Annotated in this window: 18 protein-coding genes; 9 read left to right on the top strand and 9 right to left on the bottom strand. The window is 73.3% G+C overall.

Going from position 1 to position 17,373, the window contains the following annotated elements; all coding sequences use genetic code 11:
* Window positions 1–101: 101 nt before the first annotated feature.
* On the top strand, window positions 102–461 hold the full coding sequence (locus P3T27_RS18880) for a helix-turn-helix domain-containing protein (RefSeq protein ID WP_280679951.1): 360 nt from the start codon (window positions 102–104) through the stop codon (window positions 459–461).
* A 76-nt stretch (window positions 462–537) separates the two neighbouring features.
* Here P3T27_RS18880 and P3T27_RS18875 read toward each other — a convergent pair whose 3' ends face one another.
* Window positions 538–1,305: a CDP-alcohol phosphatidyltransferase family protein gene (locus tag P3T27_RS18875; protein ID WP_280679950.1), complete on the bottom strand. Its 768-nt coding sequence runs from the start codon at window positions 1,303–1,305 to the stop codon at window positions 538–540.
* A gap of 248 nt (window positions 1,306–1,553) precedes the next feature.
* Between P3T27_RS18875 and P3T27_RS18870 the strand changes: the two genes are divergently transcribed.
* Both P3T27_RS18870 and P3T27_RS18865 read left to right on the top strand, forming a co-directional pair.
* Window positions 1,554–2,204 carry an NUDIX domain-containing protein gene (locus P3T27_RS18870; protein ID WP_280679948.1) on the top strand — a complete coding sequence of 217 codons (651 nt, stop codon included), beginning with the start codon at window positions 1,554–1,556 and terminating at the stop codon, window positions 2,202–2,204.
* A 27-nt stretch (window positions 2,205–2,231) separates the two neighbouring features.
* A complete protein-coding gene (locus P3T27_RS18865) occupies window positions 2,232–2,918 on the top strand; it encodes an HAD family hydrolase (RefSeq protein ID WP_280679947.1) in 687 nt (228 codons plus the stop codon).
* Between the two features lie 40 nt (window positions 2,919–2,958).
* On the opposite strand, the gene P3T27_RS18860 is transcribed toward P3T27_RS18865, so the two are convergent.
* The 4 genes from P3T27_RS18860 to P3T27_RS18845 form a co-directional block, all read right to left on the bottom strand.
* Window positions 2,959–3,651 carry a YidC/Oxa1 family membrane protein insertase gene (locus P3T27_RS18860; RefSeq protein WP_280679945.1) on the bottom strand — a complete coding sequence of 231 codons (693 nt, stop codon included), beginning with the start codon at window positions 3,649–3,651 and terminating at the stop codon, window positions 2,959–2,961.
* 80 nt (window positions 3,652–3,731) lie between these two features.
* Window positions 3,732–4,025, bottom strand: coding sequence for a DUF6412 domain-containing protein (locus P3T27_RS18855; protein ID WP_280679943.1), 294 nt, complete (start codon window positions 4,023–4,025; stop codon window positions 3,732–3,734).
* A gap of 37 nt (window positions 4,026–4,062) precedes the next feature.
* Entirely contained in the window at window positions 4,063–4,752 is a 690-nt protein-coding gene (locus P3T27_RS18850) for a hypothetical protein (protein ID WP_280679942.1), read from the bottom strand.
* Window positions 4,753–4,755: 3 nt separating this feature from the next.
* Window positions 4,756–5,229: a hypothetical protein gene (locus tag P3T27_RS18845; protein ID WP_280679940.1), complete on the bottom strand. Its 474-nt coding sequence runs from the start codon at window positions 5,227–5,229 to the stop codon at window positions 4,756–4,758.
* A 206-nt stretch (window positions 5,230–5,435) separates the two neighbouring features.
* On the opposite strand from P3T27_RS18845, the gene P3T27_RS18840 reads away from it, so the two are divergent.
* Window positions 5,436–5,720: a type II toxin-antitoxin system prevent-host-death family antitoxin gene (locus P3T27_RS18840; protein ID WP_280679938.1), complete on the top strand. Its 285-nt coding sequence runs from the start codon at window positions 5,436–5,438 to the stop codon at window positions 5,718–5,720.
* Window positions 5,713–6,135 carry a type II toxin-antitoxin system VapC family toxin gene (locus P3T27_RS18835; RefSeq protein WP_280679936.1) on the top strand — a complete coding sequence of 141 codons (423 nt, stop codon included), beginning with the start codon at window positions 5,713–5,715 and terminating at the stop codon, window positions 6,133–6,135. The genes P3T27_RS18840 and P3T27_RS18835 overlap by 8 nt, the downstream gene beginning before the upstream one ends.
* Before the next feature lie 81 nt (window positions 6,136–6,216).
* Here P3T27_RS18835 and P3T27_RS18830 read toward each other — a convergent pair whose 3' ends face one another.
* On the bottom strand, window positions 6,217–7,290 hold the full coding sequence (locus tag P3T27_RS18830; protein WP_280679935.1) for a Gfo/Idh/MocA family oxidoreductase: 1,074 nt from the start codon (window positions 7,288–7,290) through the stop codon (window positions 6,217–6,219).
* A gap of 205 nt (window positions 7,291–7,495) precedes the next feature.
* Here P3T27_RS18830 and P3T27_RS18825 point away from each other — a divergent pair, with 205 nt between their 5' ends.
* The 4 genes from P3T27_RS18825 to P3T27_RS18810 all read left to right on the top strand — a co-directional run bounded on the left by P3T27_RS18825 (window position 7,496) and on the right by P3T27_RS18810 (window position 11,712).
* Complete coding sequence (locus P3T27_RS18825; protein WP_280679933.1) at window positions 7,496–8,275, top strand: HAD-IIA family hydrolase; 780 nt, start codon at window positions 7,496–7,498, stop codon at window positions 8,273–8,275.
* A 100-nt stretch (window positions 8,276–8,375) separates the two neighbouring features.
* A complete protein-coding gene (locus tag P3T27_RS18820; RefSeq protein ID WP_280679931.1) occupies window positions 8,376–9,617 on the top strand; it encodes a low temperature requirement protein A in 1,242 nt (413 codons plus the stop codon).
* A gap of 78 nt (window positions 9,618–9,695) precedes the next feature.
* Window positions 9,696–10,424: a uracil-DNA glycosylase gene (locus P3T27_RS18815; protein ID WP_280679929.1), complete on the top strand. Its 729-nt coding sequence runs from the start codon at window positions 9,696–9,698 to the stop codon at window positions 10,422–10,424.
* 214 nt (window positions 10,425–10,638) lie between these two features.
* Window positions 10,639–11,712: a glycoside hydrolase family 6 protein gene (locus P3T27_RS18810; protein ID WP_280679927.1), complete on the top strand. Its 1,074-nt coding sequence runs from the start codon at window positions 10,639–10,641 to the stop codon at window positions 11,710–11,712.
* 57 nt (window positions 11,713–11,769) lie between these two features.
* On the opposite strand, the gene P3T27_RS18805 is transcribed toward P3T27_RS18810, so the two are convergent.
* From P3T27_RS18805 to P3T27_RS18795, 3 genes are all read right to left on the bottom strand, one after another.
* The gene (locus tag P3T27_RS18805) at window positions 11,770–13,701 is read right to left on the bottom strand and encodes a galactose oxidase-like domain-containing protein (RefSeq protein ID WP_280679925.1); all 1,932 of its coding nucleotides are present in this window, start codon (window positions 13,699–13,701) and stop codon (window positions 11,770–11,772) included.
* 176 nt (window positions 13,702–13,877) lie between these two features.
* Window positions 13,878–16,031, bottom strand: coding sequence for a cellulose synthase catalytic subunit (locus tag P3T27_RS18800; protein ID WP_280679923.1), 2,154 nt, complete (start codon window positions 16,029–16,031; stop codon window positions 13,878–13,880).
* Window positions 16,032–16,611: 580 nt separating this feature from the next.
* Entirely contained in the window at window positions 16,612–17,373 is a 762-nt protein-coding gene (locus tag P3T27_RS18795) for a 3-oxoacid CoA-transferase subunit B (protein ID WP_280679922.1), read from the bottom strand.

Below are 17,373 nucleotides of genomic sequence, written 5' to 3'. Positions count from 1 at the left end.
CCTCGGCTACGATGTTCGACGAACAACGAAATTGACGTGGGACCAGTGGTACCACGCAGTTTCGATGATTGTCGAACATCGCAGACCAGGGAGGTCGGACCATGCCCCGCAGCACCCGGCGCCGACCGGCGCTCGCCCACCCCGCGACCGAGGAGATCGACCTGTTCGACGTCCTGCACGCGCTCTCCGACCCCACCCGGATGACCATCGTGCGGACCCTGCGCGCCGAACCCGAACGGGCCTGCGGCACCTTTCCCGTGGACGTCGCCCCCTCCACCCTCAGCCACCACTTCAAGGTGCTGCGCGAGTCCGGCCTGATCCGCCAGCGCGAGGAGGCCAACCGCCGGCTCACCGCGCTGCGCACCGTCGACCTGGAGCAGCGCTTCCCCGGCCTGCTCGACACCGTCCTGGCCGCCCACGCGCAAGCCCCTGCCGTCGCCGAGGACGGGCAGGGGCTCTAGGGCCGGACAGGCCCTAGCGGGTCGAACGGCGGGCGGCCGCGCGACGGATGGGCGGGCGCAGCCGGCGCAGGCGCCGTCAGCGCAGGCGCGAGGAGGACAGGATCGACGCCAGGTGCGCCACCACCATGCCCCAGGTGATCACCGCGATCCCCGCGACCGCCGCCCGCGTCGCGTCCAGGTTGCCGAGCGCCGCGTCCACCGCGGCCGCCGCCAGCAGCACCAGGGAGGCCTCGATGCCGTTCGTCACCCGGTGGATCTTGAACACGGAGGCGAACCGTCGCGCGGTCGCGATGCCCTGCGAGCGCGGCTGGGTGGACTCCTCGTCCGCCGGCGGCTGCCCGCTGCGGGCCCGGGCCACGTCCACCAGGTCCGTCGAGGCCTTGAGCAGCACCACGCCCAGCGCGGCCGCCAGGCCCACCGACACCCACAGCTCCGACCCGCCCCGGGCCGCCCGCACGCCCGCGCCGATCATCAGCGCCGCGTCCGCCAGATAGGCGCCGAGCCGGTCCACGTACACCCCGGCCATGCTGAACTGCCGCTTCCAGCGCGCCACTTCACCGTCGACACAGTCGAAGAGCAGGAACAGCTGGAACAGCACCACCGCCAGTACCGCACCCGTCAGGCCCGGGATCAGCAGGGCCGCCCCGCCGCCGACCCCGCACACCACCATGACCCAGGTGAGGGTGTTCGGCGAGACCGACGTCCGCACCAACTGCCGGGTCGTGCGCAGCGAGATGCGGCGCATGTACAGCCGCCCCGCCCAGTGCTCACCGTTGCGGCTCTGCAGCTTGGCCTGCGGCTGGCACACCTCGCGCAGCTCCGCGAGTGCCGGAGCAGCCACCATGACGACATCCCTCCACCTGTCCCGAAACGATCACCTCAGGCTACGGCCTCCCGGACCCCGCCCCGACCGGCCGGTTGCCACCGCCCGCAGGGGTGAGGACCACGGCCCACCGGGTCGAAAACCGGTGGGCCGCCGAACCGCCCCCGGGCTAGGCTGCGCGGGTTCGCCGGAACCCGAGGCCCCGGCCCCGATCACCCGCCCCCGCAAGCCGGTTGACGTGGTCCGGAGCGGAACGAGGAGTGCTGATCATGGTGACCACGGGCGGCGCGGCACAGAGTCCGGGCCTGACCGAACTACTGGCCCGGCACCGACCGCAGGGCCCGACGGAGACCGCCGACCACGAGCGCGCCCGCCACCTCGCCGAGGCCGCCGCCGGGGTCGCCGCCGGAGCCGTCGTCGGAGCCGGAGCCGGAGCCGCCGCCGGAGCCGCAGCCGGAGCCGCCGATGTCTGGGACCGGACGACCCCGCTGCACTTCACCGCCTCCGCGCTGATCGTCCACCCGCCGACCCGGCGCGTGCTGCTGCGCTGGCACGTCCGCCAACAGGCCTGGCTCCAGGTCGGCGGACACGGCGACCCGGGGGAGACCCGGCCGCTGGACATCGCGCTGCGCGAAGGCCTGGAGGAGACCGGGATCACCGACCTCACCCCGTGGCCCGACGCCGCCCTCGTCCACCTCGCCGTCGTCCCCGTCCCGGCCTCGCCCGTCGAACCGGCCCACGAACACGCCGACCTGCGCTTCCTGCTCGCCACCGACACCCCGGAGCAGGCCCGGCCGGAGAACCCCGCCGCCCCGCTGGAGTGGCTCACCATCGCCGAGGCCCGGCAGCGGACCACCGAGGACAACCTCCGCGAGACCCTCGACCGGGCCGGCCGCCTGCTCGACGCCCTTCCCGCCTGACCAGTGGACCCCCTGGAGAACACCCGGATGCACACCGACCAGACCCTCATCTTCGACGCCGACGACACGCTCTGGGAGAACAACGTCCTCTTCGAGCGCGTCATCGACGGCTTCCTGGACTGGGTCTCCACCCCGGCCGAGCGGGACCGCACCAGGACCCTCCTCGACGGGATCGAAGCCGCCAACTCCGCCGCCCTCGGCTACGGCGCCGCCGTCTTCCGGCAGAGCCTCGCCGACTGCCTGCGGCGGCTGAACGACGACCGCACCCCCACCCCGGCCGAGGAGGCCCGGATCGAGGAACTCCTCGCCCCGCTCACCGGCCGCGGGATCGAGCTGATCCCCGGCGTCGCCGACACCCTCGCCACGCTCGCCGGGCGCCACCACCTGCTGCTGCTCACCAAGGGCGACCTCGACGAGCAGCAGCGGAAGGTGACGGCCTCCACGATCGACCACCACTTCCAGGGCGTCCACATCGTGGCCGAGAAGTCGGCGGAGACCTACCGGCGGCTCACCGCCGACCTCCGCCTCGACCCCGACCGCACCTGGATGATCGGCAACTCGCCCAAGTCCGACATCGCCCCCGCCCGCCAGGCCGGCCTGCGCACGGTCTTCATCCCGCACGAGCACACCTGGGTCCTGGAGCACGCGGACCTCGGCCCCGACGAGGCGACCCTGCGGCTGGCGACCTTCCCCGAACTGCTGCGGCACTTCTGACGGACGGCGGCGGCGTCGGCCGCGATGTCGACGGCGGCGCTCACAGCACGAGCGCCGCCGCCGGCGCCGGGGTGCCACCCCGGTGCAGCCACGCCCGCTCCGTGGTCGACCACACGCTCGTCGTCACCACGTAGAGCGCGGCGGCCACCGGCACCAGCGCCGCGAACAGCACCGACCCGAACGACAGGTACGGCAGCAGCCCCGCCCCCGGCTGAGGGGTCGCCTGCGCGGCCGTCGCCCGCCTGGCCCGACGGAAGTTGACGTACCCGACCGCCGCCAGCGCGGCGTACAGCAGGCCGAACACCGCCAGCTGGCCCGCGCCGTGCGCGCTCCCCACGTGCAGGCCGAGCGGCACGCCGAACAGGGTGTGGTCCTGCAGGTCGTTCGGGGTGGTGAACAGGCGGTACATCACCGAGAAGAACGGAAGCTGCAGCAGCATCGGCAGACACCCCGCGAACGGTGAGGCCTGCTCCTCCCGGTACAACTCGGCCAGCGCCTCCCGCAGCTTCTCCGGGCGGTTCTTGTACTTCTTGTTCAACTCGGCGACCCTCGGCGCCAGCCGGGCCCGCGCCTTCTCCCCGCGCGCCGCCGCCCGCGCCAGCGGATGCAGCGCCAGTCGGACGGCGACGGTGAACAGGACGATCGCCAGCGCCGTCGGCAGCACGTGGGCCAGCGCGGTGACGGCGGTATGGGCAACGGCGACGGCAGGGTCGAGAACAGCGAGAACAGACATGGTGAAGCGAGCCCTCCGGGGTCTCGGTACATGAGTGATCGGCGGAGGACGGCCGCGGGAAACGGCGGAAGAGGACGAAACTACGCGGCCGCCAGGGCCGCACCCGGTGCCCTCGGGCGTCGCCGGCCCCGGGCGTCCGGATCACGCTGCGGCAGGAACGCCGTACCGAACGCACGCCGCCGCAACACCCCGCTGCGCACCGCCGCGGGCGCCCGCGCCCCCGGCAGCCGCGCCCCGGCCAGCGTGCCCGCGACGGCACCGGCCACCAGCGCCACGGCGGCGACCGCCGCCACCGAGGCGAACGTCCCGCCCTCGGTCATCAACTCGCCGGTCAGCACCCGGAGCAGGCCGAGCAGCATCGTGACGACGGCCATACGCTGCTCCCCCTTCGGTGCCACGGACCCACGGACTTCAGACGTTGAGGACGATCGCCGTGCCCGTCGAGTTCCCGCCCGGACGGGAATTCCTCCGGGCCTGCGCTCCGACGCTCTCCGTCCGGTCCGGTGCGCCGGGTCCGCCTTCATCGGGGGCGACCTCGGCGCCCGCGACCTTCGCGGGGTTGAGCGCGTGCAGGGCGGCGGCTGCGGCGGTGTCGGCCTCGGTGGCGGCGGACACGGCGTCCTCCATGATCGCGACGTGCCGCCGGAGTTCGTCCCGCGTCCGCCGGTGGCGGGCGACGGCCGCCGGGTCGTGGCGCGCAGCGGGCGGCAGGCCGGGGAGGGTGACCGTGCCGTCCTCGGCCACGGTCGCGCCCAGGGCCTCGGCGTCGCCGATCGCCCGCAGGAGCCGCCGGCCGGCCTCGGTGAAGGCCGACCCGGCCCGGTGCAGGGCCGCGGAGACGGCCAGCGCCTCGTAGTGGAAGGCGCGCAGTTCGTCGGCGAGGAGACCGATCTCCCGCACCGCCTCGTCGGCGGCCGCGCCGCTCCACGGTCGGCTGCCGCCCGGCGGGGCGGAGTCGGGGTCGCCGGTCAGTGTCCGGATGACGTCGGCCCGCATTCGGGCGCTGACGTGTTCCATGTGGCCGGACACGCCGTTCCAGGTGTCGCCGGCCCGGTCGAGGGCTTCGAAGGAGGAGCGGCGGAGCTGGGCGAAGGTCACCATGGCTCACGGTGCCTTGCCGGGATCGGCGGCGCAGGCGGTGGAGGCGGTGGAGTCGGCGGGGATGTCGGAGTCGGCGGGGACGTCGGGGACCTCGGGGGTGCCGTGGGCGCGAGCGGTGGCGTCCAGGCGGTCGGCGGCCAGGCCCAGCCGGTGGTCGAAGCTCGTCCAGCGGGCCTTCCACCAGGTGAGCGCCTGCGCCAGGGCGTGCCCACTGCTCCACCCGTCGTCCAGGGCGTGGACCGCCGCGTCCGTGTCCGGCCCGGCCCGGCCGACTAAGTGCTTCAGGTCGCCGCGCAGGCGGCGGGATGCCCCGGCAGCCCGCTGGAGTGCGACCGGTTCCACGTGGACGGGGCTGCCCGTGGTGGCCCCGCCCGCCCAGGGACCTGCGGTCGGGGCCGGGGAGAGCGGTCCGGCCGTCGGCGGGTCGTCCTGGCCGTAGAGCCAGGGGTTCTGCTTCTGCTCGCTCGTGTCGGTCACGACAGAGCCCCCCTCTGTACGAACGATGGCCCCCGAACCTAGCGGACCCGCCGGGGCGCGGAGGCGTTTTCACAGGGTTACGACCGGGGGGACGCGAGGGGGACACGGAGGCCGGTGCGAGGGGGACGCGGGGGCGGGCGCGAGGCGATGCCCGGGCGGCTGCGGGAGGTGTAGCCACGGGTGCTACGCGGGGCTACCGTGGAAGCGTGAAGACGATTACCCAGCGGGAGTTCCGGAACAACTCCGCCGCGGTGATGGACGCGGTGGAGGCCGGCGAGACCTTCCACATCACCAGGAACGGGGTCGAGGTCGCGGAGCTGCGCCCGGTGTCCGGGCGGCGGCGACTCACGGCGGAGGAACTGGTGGCGCGGCACGTGAAGCTGCCGCGGGTGGACTACCAGGAGATGCGCAAGGAGGCCGAGGAGTACTTCGGCCCCGAGGAACTGGTGGGCGACGAGGACGACGACCCGTTCGAGCGGCGGCGTGGCTGAGCGCAGACGGGCGCCCCGGCGGCGGCCGGCCGGGGTGCTCGACACCTGTGTCTACATCGATCTGGCGCTGCTCTCCCCGGCGGACCTGCCGGCCGTCCCGGAGCTGACCGCGATCACCTTCGCGGAACTGCAGCAGGGCGTGTCGATGGCCCGCGACGCGGTCAGCCGGGCGGCCCGGCTGGAGGTGCTGGGCGCGGCGATGGCCGACTTCGACCCGCTGCCGTTCGACGCGGCCGCCGCCGCCCGCTACGGGACGCTGGTCACCCTCACCATCGCCGCGGGCCGGCAGCCGCGCCCGCGCCGGATCGACCTGATGATCGCCGCCGTCGCCTCGGCCCACGGCCTGCCGCTGTACACCCGCAACGTCGCGGACTTCCGGGGCCTGGGCTCGGCGGTGGAGATCATCGGAGTCTGACGGCCGCCGCCCCTCGACTCCCGGTCCGAGAAGCCGAGGTCGAGGGGACGGCGGGCCCGTCGGGCGCTTCGGGTCCGGCGCTCAGTCCAGGCGGACCGTCGTGCCCGTGGCGGCGGAGGCGCGGGCGGCCTCCAGCACGGTGAGGGTGGCCACCGCGTCGCGCGGGTCGACCGGGGGCGGGGTGCCGGGGGAGGCCAGGGCGGCGGCGATGCCGGCGTAGTAGGCGGGGTAGTCGCCCGGGTCGGTGGGGAGTTCGATCGCGGACTCGTCGGTGCCCAGGGTGCCGTAGCGCGAGGGCTGGTCGGCGCCCCACGGGTGCGCGCCGTCCGGGCGGCGTCCGGCGCGCAGGTCCGCCTCCTGCGGGTCCATGCCGGGCTTGACGTACCCGGCGGTGTCGCCGAGCACCCGCAGTCGGGGGCCGATCAGCGGGGTGATGGCGCTGGTCCACAGGTGCGAGCGGGTGCCGGAGGCGTGGGTGAGGGCGAGGAACGCGTCGTCGTCGACGACCGCACCGTCCCGGCGCACGTCGATCTCCGCGTAGACCGTCTCCACCGGGCCGAACAGGGTCAGCGCCTGGTCGACCAGGTGGCTGCCCAGGTCGTACAGCGTCCCGCCGACCTCGGCGGGGTCGGCGAGCTCGCGCCAGCCGGGCTTGGGCTTGGGGCGGAACCGCTCGAAGCGGGACTCGAAGCGGTGCACCCGGCCGAGCGCGCCGCCCCGGACCAGCCGGGCGGCGGTCAGGAAGTCCCCGTCCCAGCGCCGGTTCTGGAAGACGGAGAGCAGGGTGCCCCGGGCCTCGGCGAGCCGGCACAGCTCCAGCGCCTCGGCGGCGGTGCCGGCCAGCGGCTTGTCGACGACGGTGGCCAGCCCGGCGCGCAGGGCGGCGTGGGCGAGCGGGGCGTGGGTGCGGTTGGGCGAGGCGATGACGACCAGGTCGAGCGCGTCCGGGTCGGCGAGCAGCTGCTCCGGGGTGTCGACGGCGCGGGCGCCGGGGTGTTCGCGGCTCAGCTGCTCGCGGCGCTCGGGATTGGCGGTGACCACGGCGTCCAGGCGCAGCCCGGGCGTGGCGGCGATGAGCGGGGCGTGGAATGCGGAGCCGGCCAGGCCGTAGCCGATCAGGCCGACGCGGAACGGGCGGGAGGTCTCGGGGCTCATGCGCTCACTCAATCACGCGGCGCCCGGTTGCTCCCGGTATCGGGGGGCAGGGCCTGGGGGGACGGCCCAGCGGGCGGTGGTGCCGCGGTGGTCCCGTGGTGGTGTTCCGGTGGGCGGGACGCGCTGCCGTCGGGCAGACGTGCGGATTAGGCTGTGCCGCGTCAGGGCCATCGCAAGACGTTGCAACACTTCGGGAGACACGCACGTGGCAGACCGCAAGCCCATCGAGTCCTGGCTGACCGACATGGACGGCGTCCTCATCCACGAGGGCACGCCGATCCCCGGCGCGAAGGAGTTCCTGCGCAGGCTGCGGGAGTCCGGCAAGCCGTTCCTGGTTCTCACCAACAACTCCATCTACACCCCGCGCGACCTCAGCGCCCGCCTGGCCGGCATGGGACTGGAGGTGCCCGAGGACTGCATCTGGACCTCCGCCCTGGCCACCGCCAAGTTCCTCCAGGGCCAGCGCCCGGGCGGCACCGCGTACGTGATCGGCGAGGCGGGGCTCACCACCGCGCTGTACCAGGCCGGTTACGTGCTGACCGACAACAACCCGGACTACGTCGTCCTCGGCGAGACCCGTACCTACAGCTTCGAGGCGCTCACCAAGGCGATCCGCCTGATCAACCAGGGCGCCCGGTTCATCTGCACCAACCCGGACGAGACCGGCCCGTCCACCGAGGGCGTGCTGCCGGCCACCGGCTCGGTCGCGGCCCTGATCACCAAGGCGACCGGCGTCGAGCCCTACTTCGTCGGCAAGCCCAACCCGCTGATGATGCGGGAGGCGCTGAACACCGCCGGGGCCCACTCCGAGACCGCCGTGATGATCGGCGACCGGATGGACACCGACATCGTCGCGGGCATGGAGGCCGGCATGGAGACCATCCTGGTCCTCACCGGCCTGACCGCCGCCGACGACGTCGAGCGCTTCCCGTACCGGCCGACCCGGGTGGTCAAGTCGATCGCGGACCTGGTCGAGCTGGTCTAGCCTCTGCGGTGCTGTCGTGGGCCCCGTTCCGGCCGGTCGCCGGGGCGGGGCCCGTTTCGTACCGGTGGGGACTGTGGGGACTGTGGGGGGCAACGGCGCCATGCGTGCGACGGGGGACACCGAGGGCGCCTCGGGCATCGACGAGGGATGGGCCGTCGAGGACACGGCGGGGGCGGGCGCCGAGGGCGCCGAGGAGAAGCGGGTCACCTGGGCCGAGCTCTACTTCGACCTGGTCTTCGTCTTCGCGATCACCCAGGTCTCGGGCCTGCTGCACCACCACCACGACGCCACCGGGCTCGTCCGGGCGCTGGTGGTGTTCGTGCCGGTGTACTGGTGCTGGGTGGGCACCACCGTGCAGGCCAACATCCGGGACGTGGACAACCTGCGGGACCGCCTCGGCATCCTGGCGGTCGGGCTGGCCGGCCTGTTCATGGCGCTCGCCGTCCCGGGCGCGTACGGCGGGCGGGGCGTGCTGCTCGGCGCCGCGTACTGGCTGGCCCGGCTGGTGCTGCTGCTCCTGCTGATCCGCGTCCCGGGCGTCTGGCGCGGTCCGTACGGCGCCGGCGTGCTGGTCAGCGGGCCGCTGCTGGTCGCGGGCGGGCTGCTGCCGGACGGGCCGCGGCTGGCGCTGTGGGCGGCGGCCGCGCTCTGCGACCTGGCCGCGCCGCTGGTGTTCCGGCGGCGGCTGGCCGCGGTGGCGTACCACCCCTCGCACATGCCGGAGCGGTTCGCGCTGTTCCTGCTGGTGGCGCTCGGCGAGTCGATCGTCGGGATCGGCGGGACGGCGGCCGGTGCGCGGCTGGACGCCGCCGAACTCGCCGCCGTGGCCGCCGCGTTCACCATTTCGGCGGGCCTGTGGTGGCAGTACTTCGTGTACGCGGCGGACGCGATGCGGTACGCCGTGGTGGTCGCCGACTCCCGGCGGGACGTCATCCGCCGGATCTTCCAGTACGGGCATCTGGCGCTGGCCGCCGGGGTGATCGGGGTGGCGGTCGGCTTCGGGGAGACGGTCGCGGACCCGTGGCAGGCGCTCGGCCCGGGGTCGGTGGCGCTGCTGTACGGCGGGTGCGGGCTGTACCTGCTGACCTTCGGGTACACCCGCTGGATGATGTTCCGCAAGGTCGCGACGACCCGGGTCGGCGCGGCGGTGGTCGTGCTGGGGCTGGCGCCGGCGATGGTACGGCTGCCGGCGCTGGCGGTGCTCGTGACGCTGGCGGTGCTGCTGGTGGCCCTCAACGTGGTGGAGCACCTCCGGGTGGAGCGGGCGACCGCCGCGAACTCCCCTTCCGCTCCGTCCCCTTCTTCCGCTTCCTCCGGGCCTGCCCGCGCTCCGGCGGAGTGAGGTGTCAGTGGGGCTGTGTAGCGTTCGGGGTGAAAGAGGGCGTGCGGCACAACAGCCGCGGTGTGGGAGGTAGATGTCGTGACGGACACGGTCGAGGCGGGCGCGGTCGAGGCTGGCGAAGGCGGCGGGCTGGAGCTGCCCGAGTCCTGGCGCGCCGTGCTGGGCGCCGAGACGGAGAAGCCGTACTTCGCCGAGCTGGCGGCCTTCGTGGCGGCCGAGCGCGCGCAGCACCAGGTGTTCCCGCCGAGCGGCCAGGAGTTCGCCGCACTGGAGGCCACGCCGTACGAGAAGGTCCGGGTGCTCGTCCTCGGCCAGGACCCGTACCACGACGACGGCCAGGCCCACGGCATGAGCTTCTCGGTGCTGCCCGGCACCAGGACGCCGCCCTCGCTGCGCAACATCTTCAAGGAGCTGGACGCCGACCTCGGCATCCCCGCCCCGGACAACGGCTATCTGATGCACTGGGCCGAGCAGGGCGTCCTGCTGCTCAACGCGGTGCTCACGGTGCGCGCGCACGAGGCCAACTCGCACAAGGCGAAGGGCTGGGAGAAGTTCACCGACGCGGTGATCAAGGCGGTGAGCGAGCGCGAGGAGCCGGTGGTCTTCGTGCTGTGGGGCAACTACGCGAAGAAGAAGCTGCCGCTGATCGACACGTCCAAGCACGTGGTCGTGCAGGGGGCGCACCCGTCGCCGCTGTCCGCCAAGCTGTTCTTCGGCAGCCGTCCGTTCTCGCAGATCAACACGGCGCTGGACGGCTTCGGCGGCGAGTCGATCGACTGGCAGGTGCCGAACCTGAAGCAGGGCTGAGCGCCGGGGGCTGAGTGACGTGGGTTGAGCGCCTGGGGGGTGGTCGAGTGACGGGCGGTCCGGGCGGGCGGGGTCGCCCGGACCGCCCGCTCACGGCCGCCTTCCGTTCACCGCCCGTCGCGGCCGGCCGGTTCCCGGTGTGCTTAGCTGGTGCCGACCGGTCGCCGGACCGGTTCTGGGGGAGGGGCGGTACGTGCGCCGGGTGGGACGGATCGTGGCAATCCGACGGGCCGTGGGGGCGGCCCTGGTCGTGCTGTTGGCGGGGGCCACCGGCTGCAGCGGCTCTAACGGCGGCTCGAACGGGGGATCCTCCGGCGGATCTTCCGGCGGCCGTGGTGGCACCGCACCGGCCGCTGCGCCCGACGTCGCCACCCCTGGCCGGGCCACCGGCCCCGCAGGCCTCGCCCAGCTTTCCGGCCAGGCCTTCTACGTCTCCGACCAGACCAACGCCGCCCGGCAGGTCGCCGCGCTGCGCGGCCAGGGCCGGCCGGCGGAGGCCGACACGCTGCTGCGGATCGCCGCCCAGCCCTCCTCGCAGTGGCTCGGCGAGCAGGGCGCCAAGGAGATCGCCGAGCAGGTCAGCCGCCGGGCCGCCGAGGCGGACCGGACGGCGGTCTTCGTCGCCTACAACATCCCGCACCGCGACTGCGGCCTCTACTCGGCCGGCGGCGCCGCCGACGCCGCGTCCTACCGGGCCTGGATCAGCGGCGTCGCGGAGGCTCTCGGCGACCGCAGGGCCTGGGTGGTGCTGGAACCGGACGCCGTCGCCCACACCCTGGACACCTGCGGGATCAAGGGCGACCTGGCCGCCGAGCGCTACGGCCTGCTGGCCTTCGCCGTCCAGGAGTTGAAGAAGCGTCCGCAGGTGCGGGTCTACCTGGACGCGGGCAACCCCGGCTGGGCACAGGACCCGGCCGAACTGTCCACCGCGCTGCGCAAGTCCGGGATCGCGGCGGCGGATGGCTTCGCGGTGAACGTCGCCAACTTCTACGACACCGACCGGAACGCGGCCTACGGGGGCCGGCTCTCGGCCGCCCTGGGCGGGAAGCACTTCGTCATCGACACCAGCCGCAACGGCAACGGCCCGCTGGGCGGCGACGCCTGGTGCAACCCGCCCGGGCGTGCGCTCGGCGAGCGGCCGACCGCCGACACCGGTCGGCCGGGGGTCGACGCCTACCTGTGGATCAAGAACCCGGGGGAGTCGGACGGCGAGTGCGGGCGCGGCGAGCCCCGGGCCGGCGAGTTCTGGCTGCCGTACGCGCTCGGCCTGGCGCAGGCCGCCCGCTGAGGGCGCCGGTCGGGTCGGGGTTCGGGCCCGCTGCGGACTCCGTCCGTTCCGTGCCGCTCAGCCGGTCACCTGGATCCAGCGCGCGACCGACGGGGTTCCGGCGGCGTCGGTCAGGAACAGCATGTACCAGCCGGGCGGCAGCAGGTTCGGGTTGCCGGGGAGGGTGAGCGAGACCCCGTCCGCCGAGCGCCCGCTGATGTCCAGGGCCACCGAGCGCTGTTCGACGTCGGTCACGTGGGTGACGGAACTGGGCCGGATCAGCTTGGCGGTGGCGACCGCGTCCGGCCGGGCCGTGCCGATCCGCACGGTGCCGCCGAGCTTCGCCGCCTCCGGTGCGGCGTCCACCTGCGGGCGGTCGCCGTGGAACAGGTACGGCGGGGTGTAGATCTCGATGCGCTGCTCGAACCCGCCCGGCGTGGTCTCCGCCTTGTCCGCGAACAGCGGGTTGGAGCCGAGCACGGCCACCCGGCCGTCCGGCAGCAGCAGCGCCTCGGAGTGGTAGTCGCGGCCGACGGTGGGTTCGGCGGCGGTGCTGAAGGTGTTGGTGTCCGGGTGGTACACCTGCGCCTTGAGCAGGTCGCTGGCTCCCCGGCCCCGGTAGCCGCTGGAGCCGCCGGTGGTGAACACGGTGTCGTTCGGGAGGATCACGCTGTTGAGGTAGCGGGTGCCGCCGGCCGGCAGGTCCGGGCCCGGGGTGAAGGCGGGTTCGGGGGAGGAGAGGTTGACGATGTCGGTCCGGGCGGTGGACAGCGGCGACTCGCCGACGCCCCCGCCGCCGAGCACCATCACCTTCTGCGCCTGCGCGGGCGGCAGCAGGACGGAGGACGAGGTCTCGGTGAGCGCCGGGTCGCGCAGGCCGGGGACGGGCTGGAAAGCGTTGTTCGACAGGTCCCACACCCCGGGATCGCGGCCCTTGTCGGCGGGGCCGTAGCCGGCGTTGGAACCGGAGTAGAAGAGCTTGCCGGAGGCGGTCAGGAAGATCGACGGGTAGGTCGGGAAGTAGCGGTCCGGGCCCTTGGACCAGGTCTTGTTCTTCGGGTCGTAGATCTCGTTGTCGTTGCCGTTGAGGATCTCGCCGGTGTCGTCCAGGCCCGAGACGGTGACCACCCGCCCGTCGCCGAGCCCGGTGAGCGTCGGGTACCAGCGGGCGTACGCCATGTCGGTGACCTGCTCGTACAGCTCGGTGTCCGGGTTGAACTCGAACGCGGAGCGGATGCCCTGGTACTCCTGCTTGTCCAGGGTCAGCTTCGTGCTCTGCCCGTACAGGTTGTGGGCGTCGGTGCCGGTCAGGCCCTTGATCCGGTACTGGGCGGGGGAGTCGGCGACGTAGTCGGCGCCCTCCCCGACCGCCTCGACGAACACGTGCTGCTCGCCGGCGGTGACGACGGTCTGCGGGCCGGAGCCCGTCTTCACCGCGGCCGGGACGGTCACCGGCACGGTCGAGGCGTACTCGCGCCCGTTCGGGGCGACGAAGACGGTGCCCTCGGGGAACGTCCTGGCGCGGTCGGGGCTCTCGTTGCGCACCCGCATGACGCCGGCCGCCCTCTTCACCACGCCCGCCAGCTTCTCGTACCGCTGGGTGCCGCCGGCCACCAGGACGCGGCCGTCCGGCAGCGAGGAGTGGCCGCCGCAGAACATGTCGGCCGGGGTGGGGATCAGCTGGTAGGTGTTCCTGGCCGGGTCCCAGAGCAGGCTGCGGAAGCTGCCCGCGTCGAAGTGCTTCTCGTCGTTGCCGGAGCCGGCCACGATGAGGACCTTTCCGGTGCGCAGCAGCGTGGCGTGGACGGCGTTGACCCGGAACTCCGCGGGCAGGCTGAGGGTCTGCCAGTGGCCGTACTCCGCCTTGTACTCGGGGCGGTTGATCACGTACTGGTGGTACTGCTCGCTGGCGAAGCCGAGGACGGCGGGTGCGTTCATCCCCGCGACGGTCAGCGCGACGGTGCTGCCGAGGGCGAAGCGCTTGGTCCGGCCGGTCTTGTGGATCTTCATGGTGGTTGGTCCCCTCGTGAGGTTCGGAGGCTCTTGAGGTGGTCGGGCGGGCGGCGGTGGGCGGTGGGCGGTGGGCGGGCGGCGGTCGGGCGGTCGGGGCGGGCACGGCGGGTGGTGGGCGGTCGGGCGGTCGGGCGGTCGGTGGCGGGTCTGGCGGCGAGGCGGTCGGGGCGGGCTCAGCGGGTGGTGGTGCTCTCCGCCCGGCCGGGCGTCGCCGTGGTGACCGGTGTGGTGACCGGCGCGGTAGGCGCTGCGGCCTGGGCGGCGGTCCGAGCGGCGGCCGGGGCTCGGCGCGGGTCGCGGGCGTGTCGGGGGCGGCGCTTCTCCAGGACGACCCTCGGGGTCGCCGCCGGACCGCCGGTGACCGTGAGGGTGGCCGTGGGCCGGGTGCGCCGGCGGCGGACGGCGTCGCCGACCAGCACCAGGAGTGGCAGCACGGTCAGGACCAAGGCGATCCAGGCCCAGGTGCGCATCGCGACGTGGTCGTAACCGGTGAAGAAGGAGGCCGTGATCGCGCCGCCGAACACCAGTGCCCAGAACAGGTGGAACCGGAAGGTGCTCACCCGGTCCGCGCTGGCCGAACGGCCCTTCGGCGTCACCACGAAGCGGCTGCGCCGCCGCAGCAGCGCCTGCACCAGCGCGGCCGCGTAGACCGGTCCGCAGAGCGCCGACATCAGCATGCCCGCGACCCCGGAGGAGCCGGCCGGCTCGTGCGGGCTCACGTTGTGCTTCCGGTTCCAGGTGTAGAGCAGCAGTTGGAGCGCGGCGGCGTCGCTGTACAGCATCATCCAGATCTCGGAGGACACGTGGACGCCCGAGGCGCCGAACCCCAGATAGAGCACGCTGGAGAGGCCGCCGAGCAGCCAGGTGATCGCCGCCATCGGGTAGAAGCCCACCATCAGCGAGTAGTTGAGCAGCCGGCCGGGCGACAGCTGCCAGAGCACCCGCCAGTACTGGGTGAGCAGGGTCTCGTAGGTGCCGCGGCTCCAGCGCAGTTGCTGGGAGAAGAAGTCGGTCCAGGAGGACGGGCCCTCGCCGACCGCGAGCACGTCCGGGGTGTACACGGACTTCCAGCGTTCACCGGTTTCGGGGTTTCGGCTCCGGTGGAACTCCAGACCGGTCGCCATATCCTCCGTGATGGAGTCGTACAACCCGCCGATCGACTGGAGCGCACGAATTCTGACGGCGTTGTTGGTGCCGACGAACATGGGCGCGCCGTAACGGTTTCCGGCGCGCTGGATGAGCGCGTGGAAGAGGTACTGCTGGCTCTCGGAGAATTTGGTGACGGCGGAACCCGAGCTCCGGTAGTTCCCGTACACCTGGGGGCCGACCACGAATGCCACGTCCGGGTCGCGGAAGTAGCCCAGCATCCGCTCGCAGAAGTCCGGCAGCGGGGCGTGGTCGGTGTCGACCGAGACCCAGAAGTCGTAGTCGTCCCCGTGCGCCTGCAGCCAGGCGTTGTAGTTGCCGTGCTTGGTCCTGGCGCGGAACCGTCCCTTGGGCCGGTTCCAGTGCGGGCGGCCGAACCGGCTGAAGTGGCGGACGCCCAGTTCGGTGCAGAGCGCCTGCATTGCAGGATCGTTTCCCTCGTCCAACAGCCAGACGTCGTACGGGCCTTCGTGCCGGACGCCGCGTGCCGCGACCAGCGTGGACCGCACCATCTCCGGCGGCTCCTTGCCCGGCACGCAGGTGGTGAGGAACGCGACCCGGGTGCCGGACTCCGGTGTCACCGGTATCGGATCGCGGGCGACGAGCGTGGCGTGGGCGTTGGACACGACGTTGACCAGCCGGAACACCTCGACCACGGCGATGATCCCGATCATCACCTTGTCGCCCAGCAACACCAGGGTCTGCGTCTCGCCGGGGCGCTCCGGCCAGTGCTCCGGCAGCAGCAGCCAGACCAGCAGCACCGCCTCCACCAGCGGGGCGGCCACCAGCAGCAGCGCGGCGCGGATCCGGTGCGGCTCGCGGCGTAACAGGCTGCGGTACTGGACGCGGTAGGGGGCGGGGGCCGGAGTGCCGGTCAGGGTGCCGGTCGGGGTGCCGGTCGGAGGTCGCGCGGACTGCGGTGCGGGCCAGTGCTCGGCCTGCGGTGCGGGCCACTGCGCCGGAGGGGTGCCGGGGTGGGCGGGCTCGGGCCGGTAGACGCCGCCGCCGAGGTCGTCGTCCTCGTCCGGGTCCCGGGCCGGACCGGCGAGCCGACTGAAGTGGCCGTAGTCGTACGGGGCTTCGGGCACCGGAACGGTGGCCAGGTCGTCGTCGAGCCGCCGTCCGGCGCCTCGTCCGCGGGCCGTCGCGGCGTCCTTCCGTCGCGCGAACGGCATGGTCATCGTCTGCTCCCCCCGCCGGGGCCGACCGTGCCGGTGGGCCCATTGGTGCGTGTTCAGACCGGGGGTATGCGACCCGCCGTCCCGTGGCGCGCCCGGCCGACCGCGTGCGGTGGGGCGGGTCCGTTCCCCCCGGAGCCTTGCTTCGCCGTGCCTCGAAAGCCGTCCCGGTGGAACACCGCCCGGTGGACCGCCGTCATTCCAGGCGGTCTTCCGGTCCGTCATTCGCGTCATGCGTCTGCGAGTGGAATGCATTGCATGTTGACATGGGACTTCGCATGCGGATCCAGGTGTGCTTCCCGGCTTCCCCTCCGGGCACGCGGGAACCACGGCGTCCCCAACTCTCCCGGAGGGCAACCGTGATCGCAACCGATCTGGGAAATGATCACCGCGCAAGCATGAAGATCCTACGGTTCCAAGCCAATCCGGGCCGCGGTGGTGCTAAGGCGGCGAATTCAAGGGAACGCCGGAACGGCCGGACCACCCCGGCTGGTGGTCCGGCCGTTCAAGCGGAGCCGGCCCGGCGCGTTCGGTCCGGTCCTGACTGGTCCTGTCTAGTTCGGTCCGTCTGGGCTGATCCCGGTCAGCGCGGAGGGAGGAGGGCTGCGCCCGTGGCGGCCTGGACGTCCGAGAACGCCACGCCCGGGGCCGTCTCCACCACGCGCAACCCCTCCGGCGTCACGTCGACCACGGCCAGGTCGGTCACGATCCGGTTCACGACTCCCCGACCGGTAGCGGGAAGCGAGAGCTCCTCGACGATCTTCGGGGAACCGTCCCGGGCGGTGTGCTCCATGACCACGATCAGTCGGCGGGCCCCGTGCACGAGGTCCATCGCGCCGCCCATGCCCTTGACCATCTTGCCGGGGATCATCCAGTTGGCGAGGTCGCCGGCGACCGACACCTGCATCGCGCCGAGCACCGAGACGTCGATCCGGCCGGCCCGGATCATGCCGAAGGAGAAGGCGGAGTCGAAGTACGAGGCGCCGGGGGCGACCGTCACCGTCTCCTTCCCGGCGTTGATCAGATCGGCGTGCTCCGCGCCCTCGACCGGGTAGGGGCCCACGCCCAGGATGCCGTTCTCCGAGTGCAGGACCACCTCGACCCCCGGCGGGAGGTGATTGGGGATCAGCGTGGGCAGGCCGATGCCCAGGTTCACGTACTGCCCGTCGCGCAGTTCACGGGCCGCTCGGGCGGCCAGGGCGTTGCGCGGGTCGAGGCCGGGCTGCGGGTGGCGGACACCCCCGGGGGCGGGGGTGCTGTTCGGGGTCGCGATGCGGGTCCGGGGCGTGGTGCTGGTCCGGGGTGTAGTGCTGGTCCGGGGCGTGGTGCTGGTCGGGCTGGACAT

The organism is Kitasatospora sp. MAA19, assembly GCF_029894125.1.
Taxonomy (GTDB): domain Bacteria; phylum Actinomycetota; class Actinomycetes; order Streptomycetales; family Streptomycetaceae; genus Kitasatospora.
This window is presented reverse-complemented; position numbering and strand designations above follow the sequence as displayed.

Excerpts from the sequence above, each read along its gene's own strand:
- P3T27_RS18880 (WP_280679951.1), top strand. The coding sequence starts at position 102 with ATGCCCCGCAGCACCCGGCGCCGACCGGCGCTCGCCCACCCCGCGACC.
- P3T27_RS18875 (WP_280679950.1), bottom strand. The coding sequence starts at position 1,305 with ATGGTGGCTGCTCCGGCACTCGCGGAGCTGCGCGAGGTGTGCCAGCCG.
- P3T27_RS18870 (WP_280679948.1), top strand. The coding sequence starts at position 1,554 with ATGGTGACCACGGGCGGCGCGGCACAGAGTCCGGGCCTGACCGAACTA.
- P3T27_RS18865 (WP_280679947.1), top strand. The coding sequence starts at position 2,232 with ATGCACACCGACCAGACCCTCATCTTCGACGCCGACGACACGCTCTGG.
- P3T27_RS18860 (WP_280679945.1), bottom strand. The coding sequence starts at position 3,651 with ATGTCTGTTCTCGCTGTTCTCGACCCTGCCGTCGCCGTTGCCCATACC.
- P3T27_RS18855 (WP_280679943.1), bottom strand. The coding sequence starts at position 4,025 with ATGGCCGTCGTCACGATGCTGCTCGGCCTGCTCCGGGTGCTGACCGGC.
- P3T27_RS18850 (WP_280679942.1), bottom strand. The coding sequence starts at position 4,752 with ATGGTGACCTTCGCCCAGCTCCGCCGCTCCTCCTTCGAAGCCCTCGAC.
- P3T27_RS18830 (WP_280679935.1), bottom strand. The coding sequence starts at position 7,290 with ATGAGCCCCGAGACCTCCCGCCCGTTCCGCGTCGGCCTGATCGGCTAC.
- P3T27_RS18820 (WP_280679931.1), top strand. The coding sequence starts at position 8,376 with ATGCGTGCGACGGGGGACACCGAGGGCGCCTCGGGCATCGACGAGGGA.
- P3T27_RS18805 (WP_280679925.1), bottom strand. The coding sequence starts at position 13,701 with ATGAAGATCCACAAGACCGGCCGGACCAAGCGCTTCGCCCTCGGCAGC.
- P3T27_RS18800 (WP_280679923.1), bottom strand. The coding sequence starts at position 16,031 with ATGACCATGCCGTTCGCGCGACGGAAGGACGCCGCGACGGCCCGCGGA.
- P3T27_RS18795 (WP_280679922.1), bottom strand. The coding sequence starts at position 17,373 with ATGTCCAGCCCGACCAGCACCACGCCCCGGACCAGCACTACACCCCGG.